At 70.0% G+C, this 15,804-nt stretch carries 15 protein-coding genes, 1 other RNA gene and 1 pseudogene; 7 read left to right on the forward strand and 10 right to left on the reverse strand.

Features of this window, described 5'->3' with window-relative positions; translation table 11 throughout:
* From purL to VEB62_RS00790, 3 genes are all read left to right on the forward strand, one after another.
* The coding region (gene purL / locus VEB62_RS00780) for a phosphoribosylformylglycinamidine synthase subunit PurL (RefSeq protein WP_324794513.1) at positions 1–2,041 on the forward strand (2,041 nt) is incomplete at its 5' end.
* Positions 2,038–2,412 (forward strand): DUF305 domain-containing protein, encoded by a 375-nt coding sequence (locus VEB62_RS00785; protein ID WP_324794514.1) that lies wholly within the window; start codon positions 2,038–2,040, stop codon positions 2,410–2,412. The genes purL and VEB62_RS00785, both read left to right, overlap by 4 nt.
* Positions 2,413–2,463: 51 nt before the next feature.
* On the forward strand, positions 2,464–4,032 hold the full coding sequence (locus VEB62_RS00790; RefSeq protein WP_324794515.1) for an alkaline phosphatase D family protein: 1,569 nt from the start codon (positions 2,464–2,466) through the stop codon (positions 4,030–4,032).
* 11 nt (positions 4,033–4,043) lie between these two features.
* Here VEB62_RS00790 and VEB62_RS00795 read toward each other — a convergent pair whose 3' ends face one another.
* The 9 genes and pseudogenes from VEB62_RS00795 to VEB62_RS00835 form a co-directional block, all read right to left on the reverse strand.
* Entirely contained in the window at positions 4,044–4,874 is an 831-nt protein-coding gene (locus tag VEB62_RS00795; RefSeq protein WP_324794517.1) for a DUF5694 domain-containing protein, read from the reverse strand.
* Positions 4,875–4,960: 86 nt separating this feature from the next.
* Positions 4,961–5,782 (reverse strand): TIGR00282 family metallophosphoesterase, encoded by an 822-nt coding sequence (locus VEB62_RS00800; RefSeq protein ID WP_324794518.1) that lies wholly within the window; start codon positions 5,780–5,782, stop codon positions 4,961–4,963.
* 10 nt (positions 5,783–5,792) lie between these two features.
* On the reverse strand, positions 5,793–6,356 hold the full coding sequence (locus VEB62_RS00805; RefSeq protein WP_324794520.1) for a 5-formyltetrahydrofolate cyclo-ligase: 564 nt from the start codon (positions 6,354–6,356) through the stop codon (positions 5,793–5,795).
* A 113-nt stretch (positions 6,357–6,469) separates the two neighbouring features.
* Positions 6,470–6,630, reverse strand: a non-coding RNA gene (gene ssrS / locus VEB62_RS00810) — 6S RNA.
* 127 nt (positions 6,631–6,757) lie between these two features.
* Positions 6,758–8,125 (reverse strand): annotated as a pseudogene (locus tag VEB62_RS16675) (TIGR01777 family oxidoreductase); the annotation flags it as partial.
* Position 8,126: 1 nt separating this feature from the next.
* Positions 8,127–8,798, reverse strand: coding sequence for a DUF4166 domain-containing protein (locus VEB62_RS00820; RefSeq protein ID WP_324794523.1), 672 nt, complete (start codon positions 8,796–8,798; stop codon positions 8,127–8,129).
* A gap of 15 nt (positions 8,799–8,813) precedes the next feature.
* Entirely contained in the window at positions 8,814–9,356 is a 543-nt protein-coding gene (locus tag VEB62_RS00825; RefSeq protein ID WP_324794524.1) for a GbsR/MarR family transcriptional regulator, read from the reverse strand.
* A gap of 60 nt (positions 9,357–9,416) precedes the next feature.
* Positions 9,417–9,722, reverse strand: coding sequence for a cell division protein ZapA (locus VEB62_RS00830; RefSeq protein ID WP_324794526.1), 306 nt, complete (start codon positions 9,720–9,722; stop codon positions 9,417–9,419).
* A complete protein-coding gene (locus VEB62_RS00835; RefSeq protein WP_324794527.1) occupies positions 9,722–9,979 on the reverse strand; it encodes a hypothetical protein in 258 nt (85 codons plus the stop codon). Before VEB62_RS00835 ends, VEB62_RS00830 begins: the two co-directional genes overlap by 1 nt.
* 142 nt (positions 9,980–10,121) lie before the next feature.
* Here VEB62_RS00835 and tkt point away from each other — a divergent pair, with 142 nt between their 5' ends.
* From tkt to purT, 4 genes are all read left to right on the forward strand, one after another.
* Entirely contained in the window at positions 10,122–12,071 is a 1,950-nt protein-coding gene (gene tkt, locus VEB62_RS00840; protein WP_324794759.1) for a transketolase, read from the forward strand.
* 92 nt (positions 12,072–12,163) lie between these two features.
* Positions 12,164–12,931, forward strand: coding sequence for a hypothetical protein (locus tag VEB62_RS00845; RefSeq protein ID WP_324794529.1), 768 nt, complete (start codon positions 12,164–12,166; stop codon positions 12,929–12,931).
* 3 nt (positions 12,932–12,934) lie between these two features.
* A complete protein-coding gene (locus VEB62_RS00850; protein ID WP_324794531.1) occupies positions 12,935–13,327 on the forward strand; it encodes a VOC family protein in 393 nt (130 codons plus the stop codon).
* A gap of 3 nt (positions 13,328–13,330) precedes the next feature.
* Entirely contained in the window at positions 13,331–14,524 is a 1,194-nt protein-coding gene (gene purT, locus VEB62_RS00855) for a formate-dependent phosphoribosylglycinamide formyltransferase (RefSeq protein ID WP_324794532.1), read from the forward strand.
* On the opposite strand, the gene VEB62_RS00860 is transcribed toward purT, so the two are convergent.
* Positions 14,521–15,765, reverse strand: coding sequence for a S41 family peptidase (locus tag VEB62_RS00860; RefSeq protein WP_324794534.1), 1,245 nt, complete (start codon positions 15,763–15,765; stop codon positions 14,521–14,523). The genes purT and VEB62_RS00860 overlap by 4 nt on opposite strands.
* Positions 15,766–15,804: the final 39 nt, after the last annotated feature.

Genomic DNA, 15,804 nt, shown 5'->3' on the forward strand with positions numbered 1-15,804 from the left:
ATTCCCGACCAAGGGGCCGCGGGTGATCTGCGGGCCGGGCGAGAACGCCGGGGTCATCGACATCGACGACGGCGACGCCTGCATCTTCAAGATGGAGAGCCACAACCACCCCTCCTACATCGAGCCCTACCAGGGCGCGGCCACGGGCGTCGGCGGCATCATGCGCGACGTCTTCACCATGGGCGCGCGGCCGGTGGCCCTGCTCAACGCCCTGCGCTTCGGCGACCCGTCGCACGAGAAGACGAAGCGGCTGGTCAAGGGCGTGGTCTCGGGCATCGGCGGCTACGGCAACTGCGTCGGCGTGCCGACGGTCGGCGGCGAGACCAATTTCCACGCCGGCTACAACGGCAACATCCTGGTCAACGCCATGTGCGTAGGCGTGGCCAAGGCCGACAGCATCTTCTATTCGGCCGCGCCTTCGGCGGGCCTGTCGGTGGTCTATTTCGGCTCCAAGACCGGCCGCGACGGCATCCATGGCGCCACGATGGCCTCGGCCGAGTTCGACGAGGACTCCGATGAGAAGCGCCCGACCGTGCAGGTCGGCGACCCGTTCGCCGAAAAACTGCTGATCGAGGCCACGCTGGAGCTGATGGCCTCGGGCGCGGTCGCCGCCATCCAGGACATGGGTGCGGCGGGCCTGACCTCCTCATCGGTCGAAATGGCCGGCAAGGGCGAGGTCGGCATCGAGCTGAACATGGACGCCGTGCCCCAGCGCGAGGAGGGCATGACGGCCTATGAGATGATGCTGTCGGAAAGCCAGGAGCGGATGCTGGCGGTGCTGAAGCCGGGCCGCGAGGAAGACGGCTACCGCATCTTCAGGAAATGGGGCCTCGACGCCGCCGTCATCGGCATGACCACCGACACCGGGCGACTGGTGCTGAAGCATCACGGCGAGACGGTGTGCGACGTGCCGCTGGCCCCGCTGTTCGACGACGCGCCCCTGTACGACCGGCCGTGGGTCCAGCCGGCGCTGCAACCGCGCCTCGATCCGAAGGCGGTGCCCGCGCCGGACAGCTGGGTCGACGCGGTGATCAAGGTCCTCACCTGCCCCGACATGGCGTCCAAGCGCTGGATCTGGGAGCAGTACGACCGCCACGTGATGGCCGACACCCTGCAGGACTCGGCCACGGCGGCCGACGCCGGCGTCGTACGGGTTCACGGCACCGACAAGGGTCTGGCCATGACCTCGGACTGCACTCCGCGCTATGTGCAGGCCGACCCCTATGAGGGGGGCAAGCAGGCTGTCGCCGAGGCGTGGCGCAACCTGACGGCCGTAGGCTCGCGGCCGATCGCCATTACCGACAACCTCAACTTCGGCAACCCGCAGCGGCCCGAGATCATGGGCCAGATCGTCCGCGCCATCGACGGCATGGCCGAGGCCTGCCGCGTGCTGGATTTCCCGGTCGTGAGCGGCAACGTCAGCCTCTACAACGAGACCAATGGCGCGGCCATTCCGCCGACCCCGACGGTCGGCGCGGTCGGACTGCTGACCAACTACGACGTGGTCACCGGCTTCGGCGGCATGAATGAGGGCGACGTGCTGGTGCTGATCGGCGACACGGTCGGCGAGCTGGGCTCGTCGATCTATCTGCGCGAGGTGCTGGGCCGCGAGGACGGCGCGCCGCCGCCGGTCGACCTGATGCTGGAACGCAAGACCGGCGACTTCGTGCGCGGCCAGATCGAGGCGGGCGCCCTGACCGTGGTGCACGACCTGTCGGACGGCGGCCTGATCGGGGCGGCGGCGGACCTGGCGCTGGCCTCGGACGTCGGCGTCGAGCTGGACGCGAGCTCGGCGACCCACGCCCACATCCTGCTCTTCGGCGAAGACCAGGCCCGGTACCTGGTGGCCGTACCGGAAGCGACGGGCATCATCGCGGCGGCGCAGGCGGCGGGCATCCACGCCAGCGTCGTGGGCCGGGCCAAGGGGCGCGATTTCGCTTCGGGCGGGCCGGACGGAGACCTGTTCCGCCTGCCGCTCGAGCATCTCCGCGAGATGCACGAGAACTGGCTGCCGAGCTGGATCGAAGGCGTTCACGGGTGAAGCGGCTCGCCATCGCCGTCGCCCTTCTGACTATCGGGGCCTGCTCCGAGGGCGGCGACCCGGTGCAGATGGCGCTGCGGGACGCTACGGCCGCGAGGCAGGCCGCAGCCGTCAAGGAGGGGACGACCAGCGCTCCGGCGGCGCGCGCCGTTACGGCGCAGGCTGCGGGGAAGACGGCGGACGCGACCTATGTGGCTGGCATGATCGAGCACCACCGGACCGCCGTGACCATGGCCGTGGACGCGCTGGCCCGTTCGAGAGACCCGGAAATCCGTCGGATGGCGCAGGCCGAGATCGATTCCCGGACCCGTCAGATCGCGGAGCTCCAGGCGTGGAAGCCCGCCGACCAGCCAGCCGCACCCGCCGGGTGACGAGCGTCACATTTCCGGGCTAGGTCGAGGCGTCCAGAGCAGGAGCGCCGCATGAGTCCCTTCGAAACCCTGTCCCGTCGGGGGCTGTTGCTGGGGCTGGGCGCGGGCGGCGCGATCGTCGGCTCGGGGCGTCAGGCCCTCGCCGACCCGGTGTTCGCGGAATATCCGTTCCAGCTGGGCATTGCCGCGGGCGACCCCACGCCGGACGGCTTCGTCATCTGGACCCGGCTGGCGCCCCGCCCGCTCGAGATCGGTCACGGCATGCCGTCGGCCCCCGTGCCGGTGACGTGGGAGGTGGCGACCGATCGCGGCTTCTCGACCGTCGTGCGGAAGGGCGAGGCGGTCGCCCGGCCGGAGATGGGGCACGCCGTCCATGTCGAGATCACAGGGCTGGAGCCGGGCCGACCCTGGTTCTACCGCTTCGCCGCCGGGGCCGAACGCACCGCCGTCGGCCGCGCGAAGACCGCGCCGGCGCCGGGCGCGCGGGTGACGCAGGCGCGGTTCGGCGTGGTGGGCTGCCAGGCCTATGAGCAGGGCTTCTACACCGCGCACCGCAAGGCCTCGGAGGAGGATCTGGACTTCGTCTACTGCTACGGCGACTACATCTACGAGGGGCGCGGCAGCCGGACCTATACGGGCTCGGGCGGGACGATGGAGAATCCGCGCCAGCATTTCGGCGGCGAGATCTATTCGCTGGACGACTACCGGCGCCGGTACGCGCAGTACAAGATGGATACGGACCTGCAGGCCAGCCACGCGGCGGCGGCATGGTTCGTGACCTGGGACGATCACGAGATCGCCAACAACTGGGTCTCGGATTTCGACGACGGCGTGCCGCCGGAGGTGTTCCTGCTCAGGCGGCAGGCGGCGGCCCAGGCCTTCTACGAGCACATGCCGCTACGCCGGTCTGCGTTTCCGCGCGGGGCGGAGATGCAGCTGTACCGCCATGCGACGTGGGGCGACCTGCTGGATCTGAACTTCCTCGACACGCGGTCGTTCCGGTCGAACCAGCCGTGCGACGACGCCTGGGCCACGACCTGCGCGGGCGTGTCGGACCCCGCCGCGCAGATCCTCGGCGAGGCGCAGGAGGCGTGGCTGTACCGCAATCTCGACCAGTCCCGCGCCCACTGGAAGGTGCTGGCGCAGCAGATCATGGTCATGGACCTGGAGCGCAGGGAGGGGCCGGAGCCGGGTTTCAACCTCGACACCTGGGCCGGCTATCGCGTCCCGCGCCAGCGGCTGCTGAGCCGGCTGCGGGACCGGCGCATCGGCAATACGATCGTCCTGACCGGGGACGAGCACCAGAATTACGCCGGCGAGCTGTACCTCGACAGCCGCAACCCGGAGGGCGCGCCCCTGGCGACGGAGTTCGTCACCACCTCGATCAGTTCGTCCGGCGACGGACAGGACCAGCGGGCCGACGGGCGGCGCTATCTCGCCGACAATCCGTTCCTGAAGTTCAACAACGCCCAGCGCGGCTATGTCGTCTGCGACGTCACGCCGGAGCGCTGGCAGACGGAATTCAAGGTGCTCGACAAGGTGTCGGAGCGGGGCGGGACGCTGACGACGCGGGCGAAGCTGGCGGTGGCGAGCGGGGATGCACGGGTCGTGGCCGGTTAGACCCGCGTCGCCTACTCCGCCGGAAGATAGTCGTCCGGCTCGACCAGACGGAAGCCGGGGGTCACCTGGACCATCTCGCGCAGCCAGGAGGCGTGACCCGCGCCGTAGACCACCACGATGCGGTCTCCGGGTTCGGCGACCTGCATCAAACGGGCGAAGATCTCGGCATTGCGCGTGAACCAGCGGCCGTTCAGCACGGCGCCCGGCTGGGCGTCGCCCGCGCCGAACTGCATCAGCGCGTAGTGGAAAGCCTTGTCTTCCGCGGCGGGTGCGGGACCGTTCATGAAGGCGAGAACCGACCCGACGTCCCGGGTCCGTTGCCGCTGCTCGAGATGGGCTACTTTGGCGGCGATGATCGCGTGCATGGCCGTCAGGTCCCCAGCGCGGCCGTTGGCCTGGGCCCAGGTGTGGACGGCCTCGAACGGGAAATAGGTCGGCTCGCCGTCCCCCTCCTGCTCATCGATCGCATAGACGCGGGTCAGTCCCATCCGATGGGCGAGGCGGTAGCCGATCTGGCACCGTTCGTCGGGATTGGTCAGCAGATCGGCGGGGGTGAAGGCCGGGTAGCGGTGGTCCAGCATGGTCGCCGGGTCGGCAGCGACCCGCTCGACGGCGATGGCGGTGGGTCGGAAACGGGCCAGTCCTTCGACGACGGCCTCGAGCTGGGCCTGTTTCCCGGGCGTGAGGACGGAGTCGATGCGGGGGTTGTGCAGATCCTGGCCCGGGTTGCCGAAATGGTAGGTCCCCAGGATCATCACCTCGATCGGCTCGGGCTCCGGCGCCTGGGCCAGGGCGGCGGTCGGCAGGGCGAGGACTGCAAGGGCGGCGAGGATCTTCAGCATTGACGGGGCTCCGCGAGGGTGTTCGCGGAGAGAGGCGGCGGCGGGCGTCGGCGGATGCAGACGCGGCCATTAACTCTTCGACAGGATCAGACCGCCGGAATCGTCTGGCTCAGCCGTCCTCCGACCCGGATCGGCTCGACCCGCGTCGCCAGCCCGGTCTTGTCGTCCGTCTCGACATAGACGCCGCAGACCGTGGCGGGGCCGTGGGCGGGCGTGTAGCGGCCGCCGGAGAGGCGGGTGGTGAAGCGCCGCAGGGGCTCTTCCTTCTCGTTGCCGATAACCGAGTCGTAGTCGGCGCAGGCGCCGGCGTCGGTCTGGTAGGCGGTGCCGCCGGTCAGGATCTGGCAGTCGGCGGTGGGGACGTGGGTGTGGGTGCCGACCACGAGGCTGGCCCTGCCGTCGCAGAAATGGCCCATGGCCATCTTCTCGGAGGTGGCCTCGCAATGGATGTCGACGATGATCGCGTCGGCGGCCATGCCCAGCGGACAGGCGGCCAGTTCCTTCTCGACCGCGCCGAACGGGTCGTCGACGGCGTCCATATGGATGCGGCCGAGCACGTTCATGACCAGCACGGTCTTGCCGGAATGGGTCTCGAACAGATTGGCCCCGGCGCCGGGCGCGTCCATCAGGCGCGGATAGTTGAGCGGGCGGATCAGGCGCGGCTCGCGCACGATATAGGTCAGGGCCTCGCGCTGGTCCCAGCTGTGGTTGCCCAGGGTCAGGCAGTCGGCCCCGGCCATGAACAGCTCGCGGGCGGTGTTCTCGGTGATGCCGAAGCCGCCGGCGGCGTTCTCGGCGTTGACCACGACGAAGTCGAGCTTCAGGTCGCGCTTCAGCGCGGGCAGGTGGTCGCTGAGCCCGTCGCGGCCGGACTTGCCCACCACGTCGCCGAAAAACGCCAGTCTCATACGCTCTGCCTCATGCGGCGCCTCTATAGCCCCTCTCGGTCAGAACGCCATGCAGGCGGATGTCGTGCAGCTCGACCGGCAGATTTTCCACCTCCTGACCCGCATAGGCAAAGCCGACGCGGACGGCGTCGGGCAGGGCCGCGAAGGTCCGGTCATAGTAACCGCCCCCCTGCCCCAGCCGCCCGCCGGCGGCGTCGAAGGCCAGCAAGGGCGTTATGATCAGGTCGGGCGTGACGGTCGCGGCCAGCGGGAAGGGGGCCGGGACGCCGGCCTCATCGAGCTCGAGCGGCTCGCCGGGCGACCAGCGGCGGAAGATCATCGGAGCGTGCCGCTCGATCACCACCGGCAGGCAGAGTTGGCGGCCCTGGCGGCTGAGGGCCAGGGACAGGGCGTCGGCGTCGATCTCCGACCCGATGGCCCGATAGACGGCGACCACATCGCCCGGTGGAAGATCTCCGGCGTGCTCCGCCGCGCGCAGCGACGCTTCGGGATCGAGACCGGCCAGCCGCTTGCGCGTCGCCCGCATGGCCGCCCGGAGTTCGTGCTTGTCGATCATTGAGGAGAGGTAGCGCATCGGCCGCCCCCTCCACCATCCTTCGGATGGTCCCCCTCCCCCTGCGCGGGAGGATTGCGCTCAAGCAGCGAGGCTCCGCGAGCCGAGCGATAGCGCACAAGGGGAGAAAGGGTGGCGGCGCCGCAAGAACCGTGAAGGACGTTTAAATCCTCTCGACCTGGGTAGCCAGGTGGGCGCCGTGTGCCCAGGCCCACGGGCCTGATCAGGGACAGCTCCCTTCGAGTGAATTAAGGTCGCGAGGAAATGTTGCCTTCGACGAGGGCCGCAGCAGGACCCGCCGTCGGGCAAGATAGTCGCTCACGCCTGTTCGCGCCAGTGGCCCGGCGCGGTCGGGCGCCGACGATCTCGTGAAGGGCGCCGTCGAGGTCGGGATGGCGGAAGCGGAACCCGGTCGCCAGCGCCTTCGCCGGCAGGATCCGCTGGCCGCCCAGCAGCAGTTCCTCCGCGAACGCCCCGAAAGCCAGACGCAGCGGGGCGGCGGGGGCGGCCAGCAGGGCCGGCCGGTTCAGCGCCTGGCCCAGGGCGCGAGACAGGTCCGCGTTGGTCACCGGATTCGGCGCCACGGCATTCAAGGGCCCGCTGAGTCGGGGCTCGGCCACCGCGTGCAGGATCAGACGCACGCAGTCGTCCAGCGCAATCCACGACATCCACTGCCGTCCCGATCCCATCGGACCGCCGAGGCCGAACTCGAACGGCGTCAGCAGGCGGGACAGCATGCCGCCCCCCGAACCCAGCACCAGACCGATGCGTACGGTGACCACGCGCACGCCCAACACCTCCGTTCGGCGGGCGGCCTGCTCCCAGGCATGGCAGAGGCGATGGCTGAAACAGGGATTGGAGGGGCCGGCTTCGTCGAGCGGCTCGTCGCCATGCAGGCCGTACCAGCCGATCGCCGAGCCGCTGACCAGCACCTGCGGGCGCGTCTCCAGCCGGGCGATCAGGCGGCGGATGTCGCGGGTGATCCGGAGGCGCGATCGCAGGATCCGGCGACGCTTGCCCATGGTCCACAGGCCGTCGCTGATCGGCTCCCCCGCCAGGTTGATCACGGCGTCGATACGCCAATCGTCGGCGATCTGGGCGAGGCTCGTGACGATCGTGATCGGAGCCGGGAGATCGGCCGTCTTCGGGTTTCGGACGAGGGCGACCACCTCATGTCCCGCGCCGGTCAGCGCGGCGACCAGGCGCCGGCCGATGAACCCGGTCGCGCCGGTGATGAGAACACGACGGCGGCCCGGCAACTCCCGGCCGATGGGCGCGGCCTCGGGTGCGACCAACCGGTCGGAGCGTCCCGCGGCGGCCAGATCACGCAGGCCGAAGACGAATACGCCGGCCGCGGCGGCGGCGGCCATCCAGCTCCACAGACCGTGCGAGACGGCGACGAGCCCGGCCGGCTCGCCCGACCAGCTCAGCAGCAGCGGCGCGAGCAGGGTCAGGATGGCGCCGTAGTTGAGGGCCAGCAGGGTGTGGGTGATCCGCTCCGACGCCGGCAGCCGGCGCGTCCGGTCTTCCTCGACGAAGTCGGCCAGGGTGATGACCACCTCGATGGCCAGCAAGACGAGTATGGCGGCGGCCAGCCATCCCCTCGGCTCGGACCAGCCGATCAGCAGGAAGAGCGCGGCGTACATCAGGTTACGGCCCCCATGGAGGCGCAGTTCCCGTTTCTGGGAGGGCTTCCACGCCAGCCGCTCGGTCAGCTCATGGTGGAACAGGGTGTCGAAGGCGCCCATGGCGATCTGAAGCGCCACCAGGGTCCAGAGCAGGTCCGTCATCTCAAGCCTCTTTCCCGGGGGCGTCCCGGAAGATCGCGTCCTGGCCGATCAGGCGACCGAACAGGGGATGATCCAGGGCGAGGGTGAAGGCGAACCGGCCCTCGCCGAGATCGTTGTGGACGATGGTCAGGGCCCCGGGCTCAAGCCAGCGCGGCAGGCGGAGGCGCACGCCGGCCAAGGTGACGAAATAGAAGGCGCTGCGGAACACCAGGGCCCCGCCCTCGGCCGCCACGGTCAGCGCCATGCCGACGCCGCCGCCCACGTGCTCCTCCAGACCGGTGGGACCGGCAAAGCGTTTGGCGCTGTGGATGACCTGCGGAAAACCATTCTTGCGGACGTAGATGCGGGTCCACACCTGACCCCGCCCGACCGCGTCCTCGGTGACGGTGACGACGCTCGCGCCCGGTTCGAAGACCAGCGGCAGCGGCGCGCCGATCAGGCGGGCGGCCTGAGCGAGAAGGCGGCCGGCGCGACGGCCTTCGATCGCGACCACTTCGCCGCGGTAAGCGACGGTGGCTCCGCCCTCCATCCGTTTGGTGAAGCGGCGCTGCGCGGCTACGGGCAGGGCGTTCCAGTCGGCCGCCGGAAGCAGGGCCCGGAAGCGGAGATCGAGCAGTTCGCCGTCGGCCGAAGGGGTCAGCGCCTGTTTCCTGATCGCGACCGCGGCCCCCATGATCCCCTCCCCCGACTATTTGCCGCCGGGAATGAGCGCCGCGATGCGGGCGCCCAGTTTCAGCAGCGCCATCAGCTTGGGCCGGGCCACCGTGGTGATCTGGCCGTACCAGCGGTCGATCGTCTCGGTGAACTCCAGCATTTCCTTCAGCCGTTTCAACGCCACGGGGTGGACCGTCGGATCGGCCTCGGCGTCAGCGACGCAAGCCCTGAGGGTTTCGAGGGCCGGGTCGATCTCCTTGGCCTTGCGGCCGGCGGCGATCCGGGAGGCGACCTCCCAGACGTCGGTCTCGGCCTCAAAATGATCGCGGCGGTCGCCCCGGATCGGCACCCGCCGGATCAGGTTCCAGTTCTGGAGCTCCTTCAGCGAGGTCGAGACGTTGGACCGAGCCATCTCCAGCGCCACGGCGATCTCCTCGGCCGTCATCGGCTTTTCCGCCGTCAGCAGGAGAGCCTGGATCTGGGCCACCGACCGGTTCACGCCCCAGAAACCGCCCATCTCGCCCCAGTGAAGGACGAAGCGCTCGATGGCCGCTGGCAGTTTCGTAATTTCTGTCATGACAGAAATATCAGATCAAAACGTCAGGGAGTCAAGGGTCGTTCGCAGGTCTGCGGGACGTCAGAGCCCCTGCGCGATCTTTTCAAGCCGGGCGGCGACGGCGTTGAGGGCTTCGGCGACGCCGTCTGTCGTGGCGGCGGCGGGCTCCGCGGCGGGGTTGGCCAGCCGGGCCTCGTGCAGTTCATCGGCGAGCAGCAGGCCGGCCATCAGGAACAGGCGGATGTCGCCGACGTGGCCGACCTCGCCCGCGACCTGTCGGACATGGCCGTCGAACTGTTTGGCGAGGATGCGGACGCGCTCCTCCTGGCCGTCCGCGCAACCGACGGCATAGGGGCGGCCGTTGATCTCGACGGTCACCGTCGCCATCAGCGGGCCTCCTGTTCGGCCAGGCTGTCGCGGATGGCGTCGGCGGCGCGGGCCAGGACCTCGGCGGCGTCGCGGCCGGCGGACTCGAGGTCGTGGATGCGGGCGCGGTCGGTCTCGCTGGACGGCTGGGGCGCGAACAGGTCGTCGTCCGGGGCGCGGCGGGAGGCGACGGCGCGGCTCTTCAGGTCGAGCAGGCGGCGTTCGAGCAGCGCCAGCGCGCGGTCGACACGGTCCTTGGCGGCCGATGCAGCGTCCATACAGGTCACATCCTCCAGAATCCGTATAGAACCCGCTCGCGCGTCGGGGTAAAGCGGCGCGCCTCCCTTTTTCCGCCTTCCGACGAAAGGTCCTCCCGTGACCGACGCCAAAACCGTATCCGAAAAAGCCTCGCCGAAGCAGATGGCGGACGCCATCCGCGTCCTGGCCATGGACGGGGTCGAGAAGGCGAAGAGCGGCCACCCCGGCATGCCGATGGGCATGGCCGACGTGGCGACGGTGCTGTTCTCGCAATATCTGAAGTTCGATGCGAGCCAGCCTGACTGGGCCGATCGGGACCGGTTCATCCTGTCGGCGGGCCACGGCTCGATGCTGATCTACGCCCTGCTGCACCTGACCGGATACAAGGCGGCGACGAAGGAAGAGCTCTCGAACTTCCGCCAGTGGGGTTCGAAGACCGCCGGTCACCCCGAGTTCGGCCATATGCCGGGCGTCGAGACGACCACCGGGCCGCTGGGACAGGGTCTGGCCAACTCGGTCGGCTTTGCCATGGCCGAGCGGCATCTGGCGGCGAAGTACGGATCCGGCCTGGTCGATCACCGGACCTGGGTCATCGCCGGCGACGGCTGTCTGATGGAGGGCGTGTCGCAGGAGGCCATCACCCTGGCCGGCCGCTATCGGCTGAACAAGCTGACGGTGCTGTGGGACGACAACGAGATCACCATCGACGGCAAGGTGTCGCTGTCGGACGCGACCGACCAGAAGGGGCGTTTCAAGGCGGCGGGCTGGGCCGTCAAGGCCATCGACGGTCATGACATGGGACAGATCAAGGCGGCGCTGAAGTGGGCGACGCGGCAGGACAAGCCTACCCTGATCGCCTGCAAGACCAAGATCGGCCGCGGCGCGGCGACCATGGAAGGCAGCCACAAGACCCACGGCGCGGCGCTGGGCGCGGCCGAGGTCGCGGCGACCAGGCTGGGCCTGTCGTGGCAGCACGAGCCGTTCGAACTGCCCGAAGCCGTCGACCGGGCCTGGAAGAAGGTCGGCAAGCGCGGCGCCAGGGACCGCAAGGCCTGGGAGGCCCGTCTGGCGGCCTCGTCGCAGGCGGCCGATTTCACCCGCGCCATGAAGGGCGACCTGCCCGAGGGCGCGTTCGCCGGGCTGGACGCGAAGATCGCGGAACTGGTGGAGACCAAGCCGGCCCAGGCCACGCGCCAATCCTCCGGCGCCGCCCTGGACGAGCTGTTCGCCGCCGTGCCGGAACTGATCGGCGGCTCGGCCGACCTGACGGGCTCGAACAACACCTTCGTCAAGGACACGCCAATCCTCGACGCGCCGACCTATGAGGGGCGCTACGTCAACTGGGGCATCCGCGAGCACGGCATGGCCGCAGCGATGAACGGGATGGCGCTGCATGGCGGGGTCATCCCGTATGGCGGCACCTTCATGGTGTTCTCGGACTACAGCCGGCCGTCGATCCGGCTGGCGGCCCTGATGGGCATCCGGGTCATCCACGTGCTGACCCACGATTCGATCGGGCTCGGCGAGGACGGGCCGACGCACCAGCCCGTCGAGCATCTGGCGGCGCTGCGGGCCATCCCGAACCTGCTGGTGTTCCGTCCGGCCGACACGGTCGAGGCCATGGAGTGCTGGCGGCTGGCGCTGGAGCACAGGGACGCGCCGTCGGCGCTGGCCCTGTCGCGGCAGAAGACGGCGGCGGTGCGCACGGTGGCGGCCGGCGAGAATCTGTCGGCGCGCGGCGCATACGAACTGAGGGCGGCGAACGGCGAGGCGAAGGCGACCCTGTTCGCCACGGGCACGGAGGTGCCGCTGGCGCTCAAGGCGGCGGAGACCCTGGAGGCGGAAGGCACGCCGACCCGCGTAGTCTCGGTCCCGTGTTTCGAGCTGTTCTTCCGACAGGACGCGGCCTACCAGGCCTCGGTGCTGGGCCGGGGCACGGTGCGGGTCGCGGTCGAGGCCGCCATCCAGCAGGGCTGGGAGCGGTTCATCGGCGAGGACGGCGCCTTCGTCGGCATGACCGGCTTCGGCGCCAGCGCCCCGGCCGAAGTGCTGTACGAGAAGTTCGGGATCACGGCCGAGGCGGTCGTGGCGGCGGTGAAGGCGCGGCTTTGATGTGGAGGCACCTGACCGTCATTTCCCTGTTGGTGATGACGGTCGGTTGCAAACCTGAGACTGAAACAGCGGCGTCTGCGGAGGTCGCTCCGGTGCGCGAGACCGCCGACGCGCCCTCGCCCCGCGCCCCGGTTCCGGGCGCGGATGGCCTGACGGTTCTCCCGGCCGTGGCCAAGGGCATCGCCGCACTGCCCCGACTGGCGGGGGACACCGCGGCGACAAGGGTGATCAACGCCGATCTCGAGCGCATGGACGCGGCGGTGCGCCAGGCTGTTCGCGAATGCCTCACGGATGGGGGCGAGTACGCCGACTGGTATCGCAGCGTCGATGCCCCGATGACCGGTCCTCGTTTCCTCAGCCTGACGGTGCTCGACGAGCTATATTGCGGCGGGCCGCATCCGGACAACGTCCGCATGGCGGTGACCTACGACAATCGATCGGGCAAGCGGGTCAACTGGGCGGATCTGATGCCGGCGCCCTTCGTCCAGCCGCTTGAGCCCATGACCGACGTGTTCGGAACGGAGTTCAGCGTCTCCAAGTCCCCCGCCCTGCTCGCCTGGGTCCGTGAGCGAGTGTCGGCCGTGTCCGCTGAGGACCCCGAATGGTGGGCGGATTGCGAAGACCAATACCGGTATCACGACATCGGCGGCGTTCGGTTCATGCTCCACATCGACGCCGAGCACGAGGCGCTGGCCGTCGAAACGGTCGGCCTGCCCCGGGTGGTGATGGCCTGCGGCACGATGGAGTACATGTCCGTCGCCGAGCTCGAGCGGATCGGGGCCGCGCCCGAACTGATCGAAGCGATACGAACCGCGCACCGAGCCGGCGCCTGGCGGAACAACCTCGGCGGAAAGCGCTGATCAGTGCGCCTCGCCGCTGTCTCCCTGCTGGTGCGCGACTATGACGAGGCGATCGCCTTCTACGTCGGCAAGCTGGGCTTCGCGCTGAGCGAGAACACGGACATGGGCGGCGGCAAACGCTGGGTGACGGTGACGCCGAAAGGCGGTCAAACGTCGCTGCTGCTGGCACGCGCCACGAGCGACGAACAGCGTACCGCCGTCGGTAAGCAGGCTGGCGATCGGGTCTGGCTGTTCCTTGAGACCGACGATTTCGGCCGGGACTACACCGCCTTCACCGCGGCTGGCGTCCGGTTCCGCGAGGCGCCCCGGCACGAGCCGTACGGTATGGTGGCGGTGTTCGAGGATCTGTACGGCAACGCCTGGGACCTGATCGAACCCGCCCGGACCGGAGACTGACCCATGCGTATCGGAACGCCGCTATCCGCGAACGCCACCCGCGTCATGCTGCTGGGCGCGGGAGAGCTCGGCAAGGAGGTGGCCATCGAGCTGCAGAGGCTCGGCGTCGAGGTGATAGCGGTCGACCGCTATCCCAACGCGCCGGCCATGCAGGTGGCGCACCGGAGCCACGTCATCCCGATGACCGACCCTCAGGTGCTGGCCGGGGTCATCGCCGCCGAGCATCCGCACATCATCGTGCCGGAAATCGAGGCCATCGCCACGGATGTGCTGGCCGAGATCGAGGCGGCGGGGCACGCGGTGGTCATTCCGACGGCGCGGGCGACGCAGCTGACCATGAACCGCGAAGGCATCCGGCGGCTGGCGGCGGAGGAACTGGGCCTGCCGACCTCGCCCTACGCCTTCGCCGCCAGCGCGGCGGAACTGGCGGAGGCGGCGCAGCGGATCGGCCTGCCGGTCTTCATCAAGCCGGTGATGTCGTCCTCGGGCAAGGGCCAGTCGATGATCGAGGCGATCGAGGACGCCCCGAACGCCTGGGCCTACGCCCAGTCCGGCGGGCGGGTCGAGACGGCGACGGTGATCGTCGAGGGGCGGATCGACTTCGATTTCGAGATCACCCTGCTGACGGTGCGATCGATGCGTGACGGAACGGTGCGGACCGACTTCTGCGCGCCGATCGGACATCGGCAGGTCAAGGGCGACTATGTCGAGAGCTGGCAACCCCAGGCGATGACGCCAGCGGCGCTGGCGGCGGCCCATGAGATCGCCGGAAAAGTCACCGATGCGCTGGGCGGGCTGGGCGTGTTCGGGGTCGAGCTGTTCGTGAAGGGCGACCAGGTGTGGTTCTCGGAGGTGTCGCCGCGACCGCACGACACCGGGCTGGTGACGCTGGCGACCCAGACGATGAGCGAGTTCGCCCTGCATGCCCGGGCCATCCTGGGCCTGCCGGTCGACGTCAGCCAGCGCGACATCGGCGCCAGCGCCGTGATCTACGGCCGCATGGAGGCGACCGGGATCGCCTTCGAGGGCGTGGCGGAGGCGCTGGCGGTTCCGACGGCGGACCTGCGGCTGTTCGGCAAGCCGGAGTCGTTCGAGCGACGGCGCATGGGAGTGGCGACGGCGCGGGGCGACACGGTCGAGCAGGCGCGGGAGCGCGCCCGGGAGGCCGCCTCGAAGGTCAGGCCGGTCGCGGGCTAGAGCGGGGCGGCGTCCGCGGCCCGGACCTGCTGGGCGGCCGACCCGGCGAGCGCGGCGATGGCGAGGTCGAGCGCGGGGTCGTGGCCGGCCGCATCCTCTTCCGCAGAGGGCGCGGGCAGATCGGGGGTGACGCCGCGCTTTTCCAGCCGGACGCCGCCAGCGGTGACGAAATCCGAGCGGCTCAGGCTGAGGCGGCCGCCGTCCGGCAGGCGGGTGTCCTGCGAGATCAGCACGGCGCCGGCGGTCGGCTCGCCGACGACCACCGCCCGGCCGGCCTCCTGAAGAGCGGCGGGGGTCAGTTCGGCGGCGCTGCGGCTGCCGCCGTCGACCAGGACAGCGACGTCGTTGACCGCCGGGGTCTCGCGGTCGCCGCAGCCGCCGGCGGTCTTGAGCACGATGGCGCGTCCCGAGCGGGTGGTCCGGGTGGCCCAGACGCGGTCGCGCGGCAGGAAGCAGCTCAACACGGCGTCAGCCTCAAGAAGCTGGCCGCCGGGATTGCCGCGCAGGTCGAGGACGATATCGGTTTCGGGCGGCAGATCGGCGAGTTGCTGGCCCATCCAGTCGCCGAGACCAGACTCGAAGGCGTCGACGCGCAGAACCGCCACGCCTGGCCGTGACCGGTCCGCGACGAAGACCGGAGGCGGCTCCATAACCCGGGGAGTCAGCGTCATTGTCCGCTGGACGCCGTCCAGACCGATAAGGACCAGGTTCACGGCTGCGCCTTCGACGACGTCAAGTTCGGGGAACCAGACCCCGGCGGCGGTGGTGTCCAGATGCCAGCCGGAGGCGACGCCCGCTTCCTCGGCGGGCGAGCCCTCGCGAACCCTTTCGATCGTATAGAAGCCCGGCCTGCCGGGATCGGGGCGCAGGGTGACGCCGACCAGCGCGCGCGGTTGCCGTCTCGTATCGAGCCTGCGCGCCACGGCCGGCGCCGAAACCCCGGCGTGGTCGTCATCCAGCAGGTCCAGCATCTGACCCAGCACTCGGTACAGCGCGCGGTCGTCGGGCGCCGCCAGGGCCTGGGGCCGGTAGGTGCGCCGCGCTCCATTCCAGTCGACGCCGTGCAGACGGGGGTCGTAATACTGATCGCGGACCTCGGTCCAGACGCGGTCGAACACGCGCTGGTTCATCCGCGCCCGCTCGCGGGCAGGCTGGGCCGAAGCAGTCGCGGCGGCCGTGGTCCCGGCGCCGTCGCGGGGGTCACGCGCCAGCGCCGGCGCCGCGACCAGCACAAGGCTCATCGCGGCTGACCCGGCCAGGCGGAGGAGGAGGCGGCGGAG

It is taken from the genome of Brevundimonas sp. (genome assembly GCF_035626975.1).
Taxonomy (GTDB): Bacteria; Pseudomonadota; Alphaproteobacteria; order Caulobacterales; family Caulobacteraceae; genus Brevundimonas.

What these genes read in the sequence shown, in the direction of transcription:
- VEB62_RS00790 (WP_324794515.1), top strand. Translation starts at nt 2,464, where the DNA reads ATGAGTCCCTTCGAAACCCTGTCCCGTCGGGGGCTGTTGCTGGGGCTG.
- VEB62_RS00795 (WP_324794517.1), bottom strand. Translation starts at nt 4,874, where the DNA reads ATGCTGAAGATCCTCGCCGCCCTTGCAGTCCTCGCCCTGCCGACCGCC.
- VEB62_RS00800 (WP_324794518.1), bottom strand. Translation starts at nt 5,782, where the DNA reads ATGAGACTGGCGTTTTTCGGCGACGTGGTGGGCAAGTCCGGCCGCGAC.
- VEB62_RS00805 (WP_324794520.1), bottom strand. Translation starts at nt 6,356, where the DNA reads ATGCGCTACCTCTCCTCAATGATCGACAAGCACGAACTCCGGGCGGCC.
- VEB62_RS00820 (WP_324794523.1), bottom strand. Translation starts at nt 8,798, where the DNA reads ATGGGGGCCGCGGTCGCGATCAGGAAACAGGCGCTGACCCCTTCGGCC.
- VEB62_RS00825 (WP_324794524.1), bottom strand. Translation starts at nt 9,356, where the DNA reads ATGACAGAAATTACGAAACTGCCAGCGGCCATCGAGCGCTTCGTCCTT.
- VEB62_RS00830 (WP_324794526.1), bottom strand. Translation starts at nt 9,722, where the DNA reads ATGGCGACGGTGACCGTCGAGATCAACGGCCGCCCCTATGCCGTCGGT.
- VEB62_RS00835 (WP_324794527.1), bottom strand. Translation starts at nt 9,979, where the DNA reads ATGGACGCTGCATCGGCCGCCAAGGACCGTGTCGACCGCGCGCTGGCG.
- tkt (WP_324794759.1), top strand. Translation starts at nt 10,122, where the DNA reads ATGGCGGACGCCATCCGCGTCCTGGCCATGGACGGGGTCGAGAAGGCG.
- purT (WP_324794532.1), top strand. Translation starts at nt 13,331, where the DNA reads ATGCGTATCGGAACGCCGCTATCCGCGAACGCCACCCGCGTCATGCTG.
- VEB62_RS00860 (WP_324794534.1), bottom strand. Translation starts at nt 15,765, where the DNA reads ATGAGCCTTGTGCTGGTCGCGGCGCCGGCGCTGGCGCGTGACCCCCGC.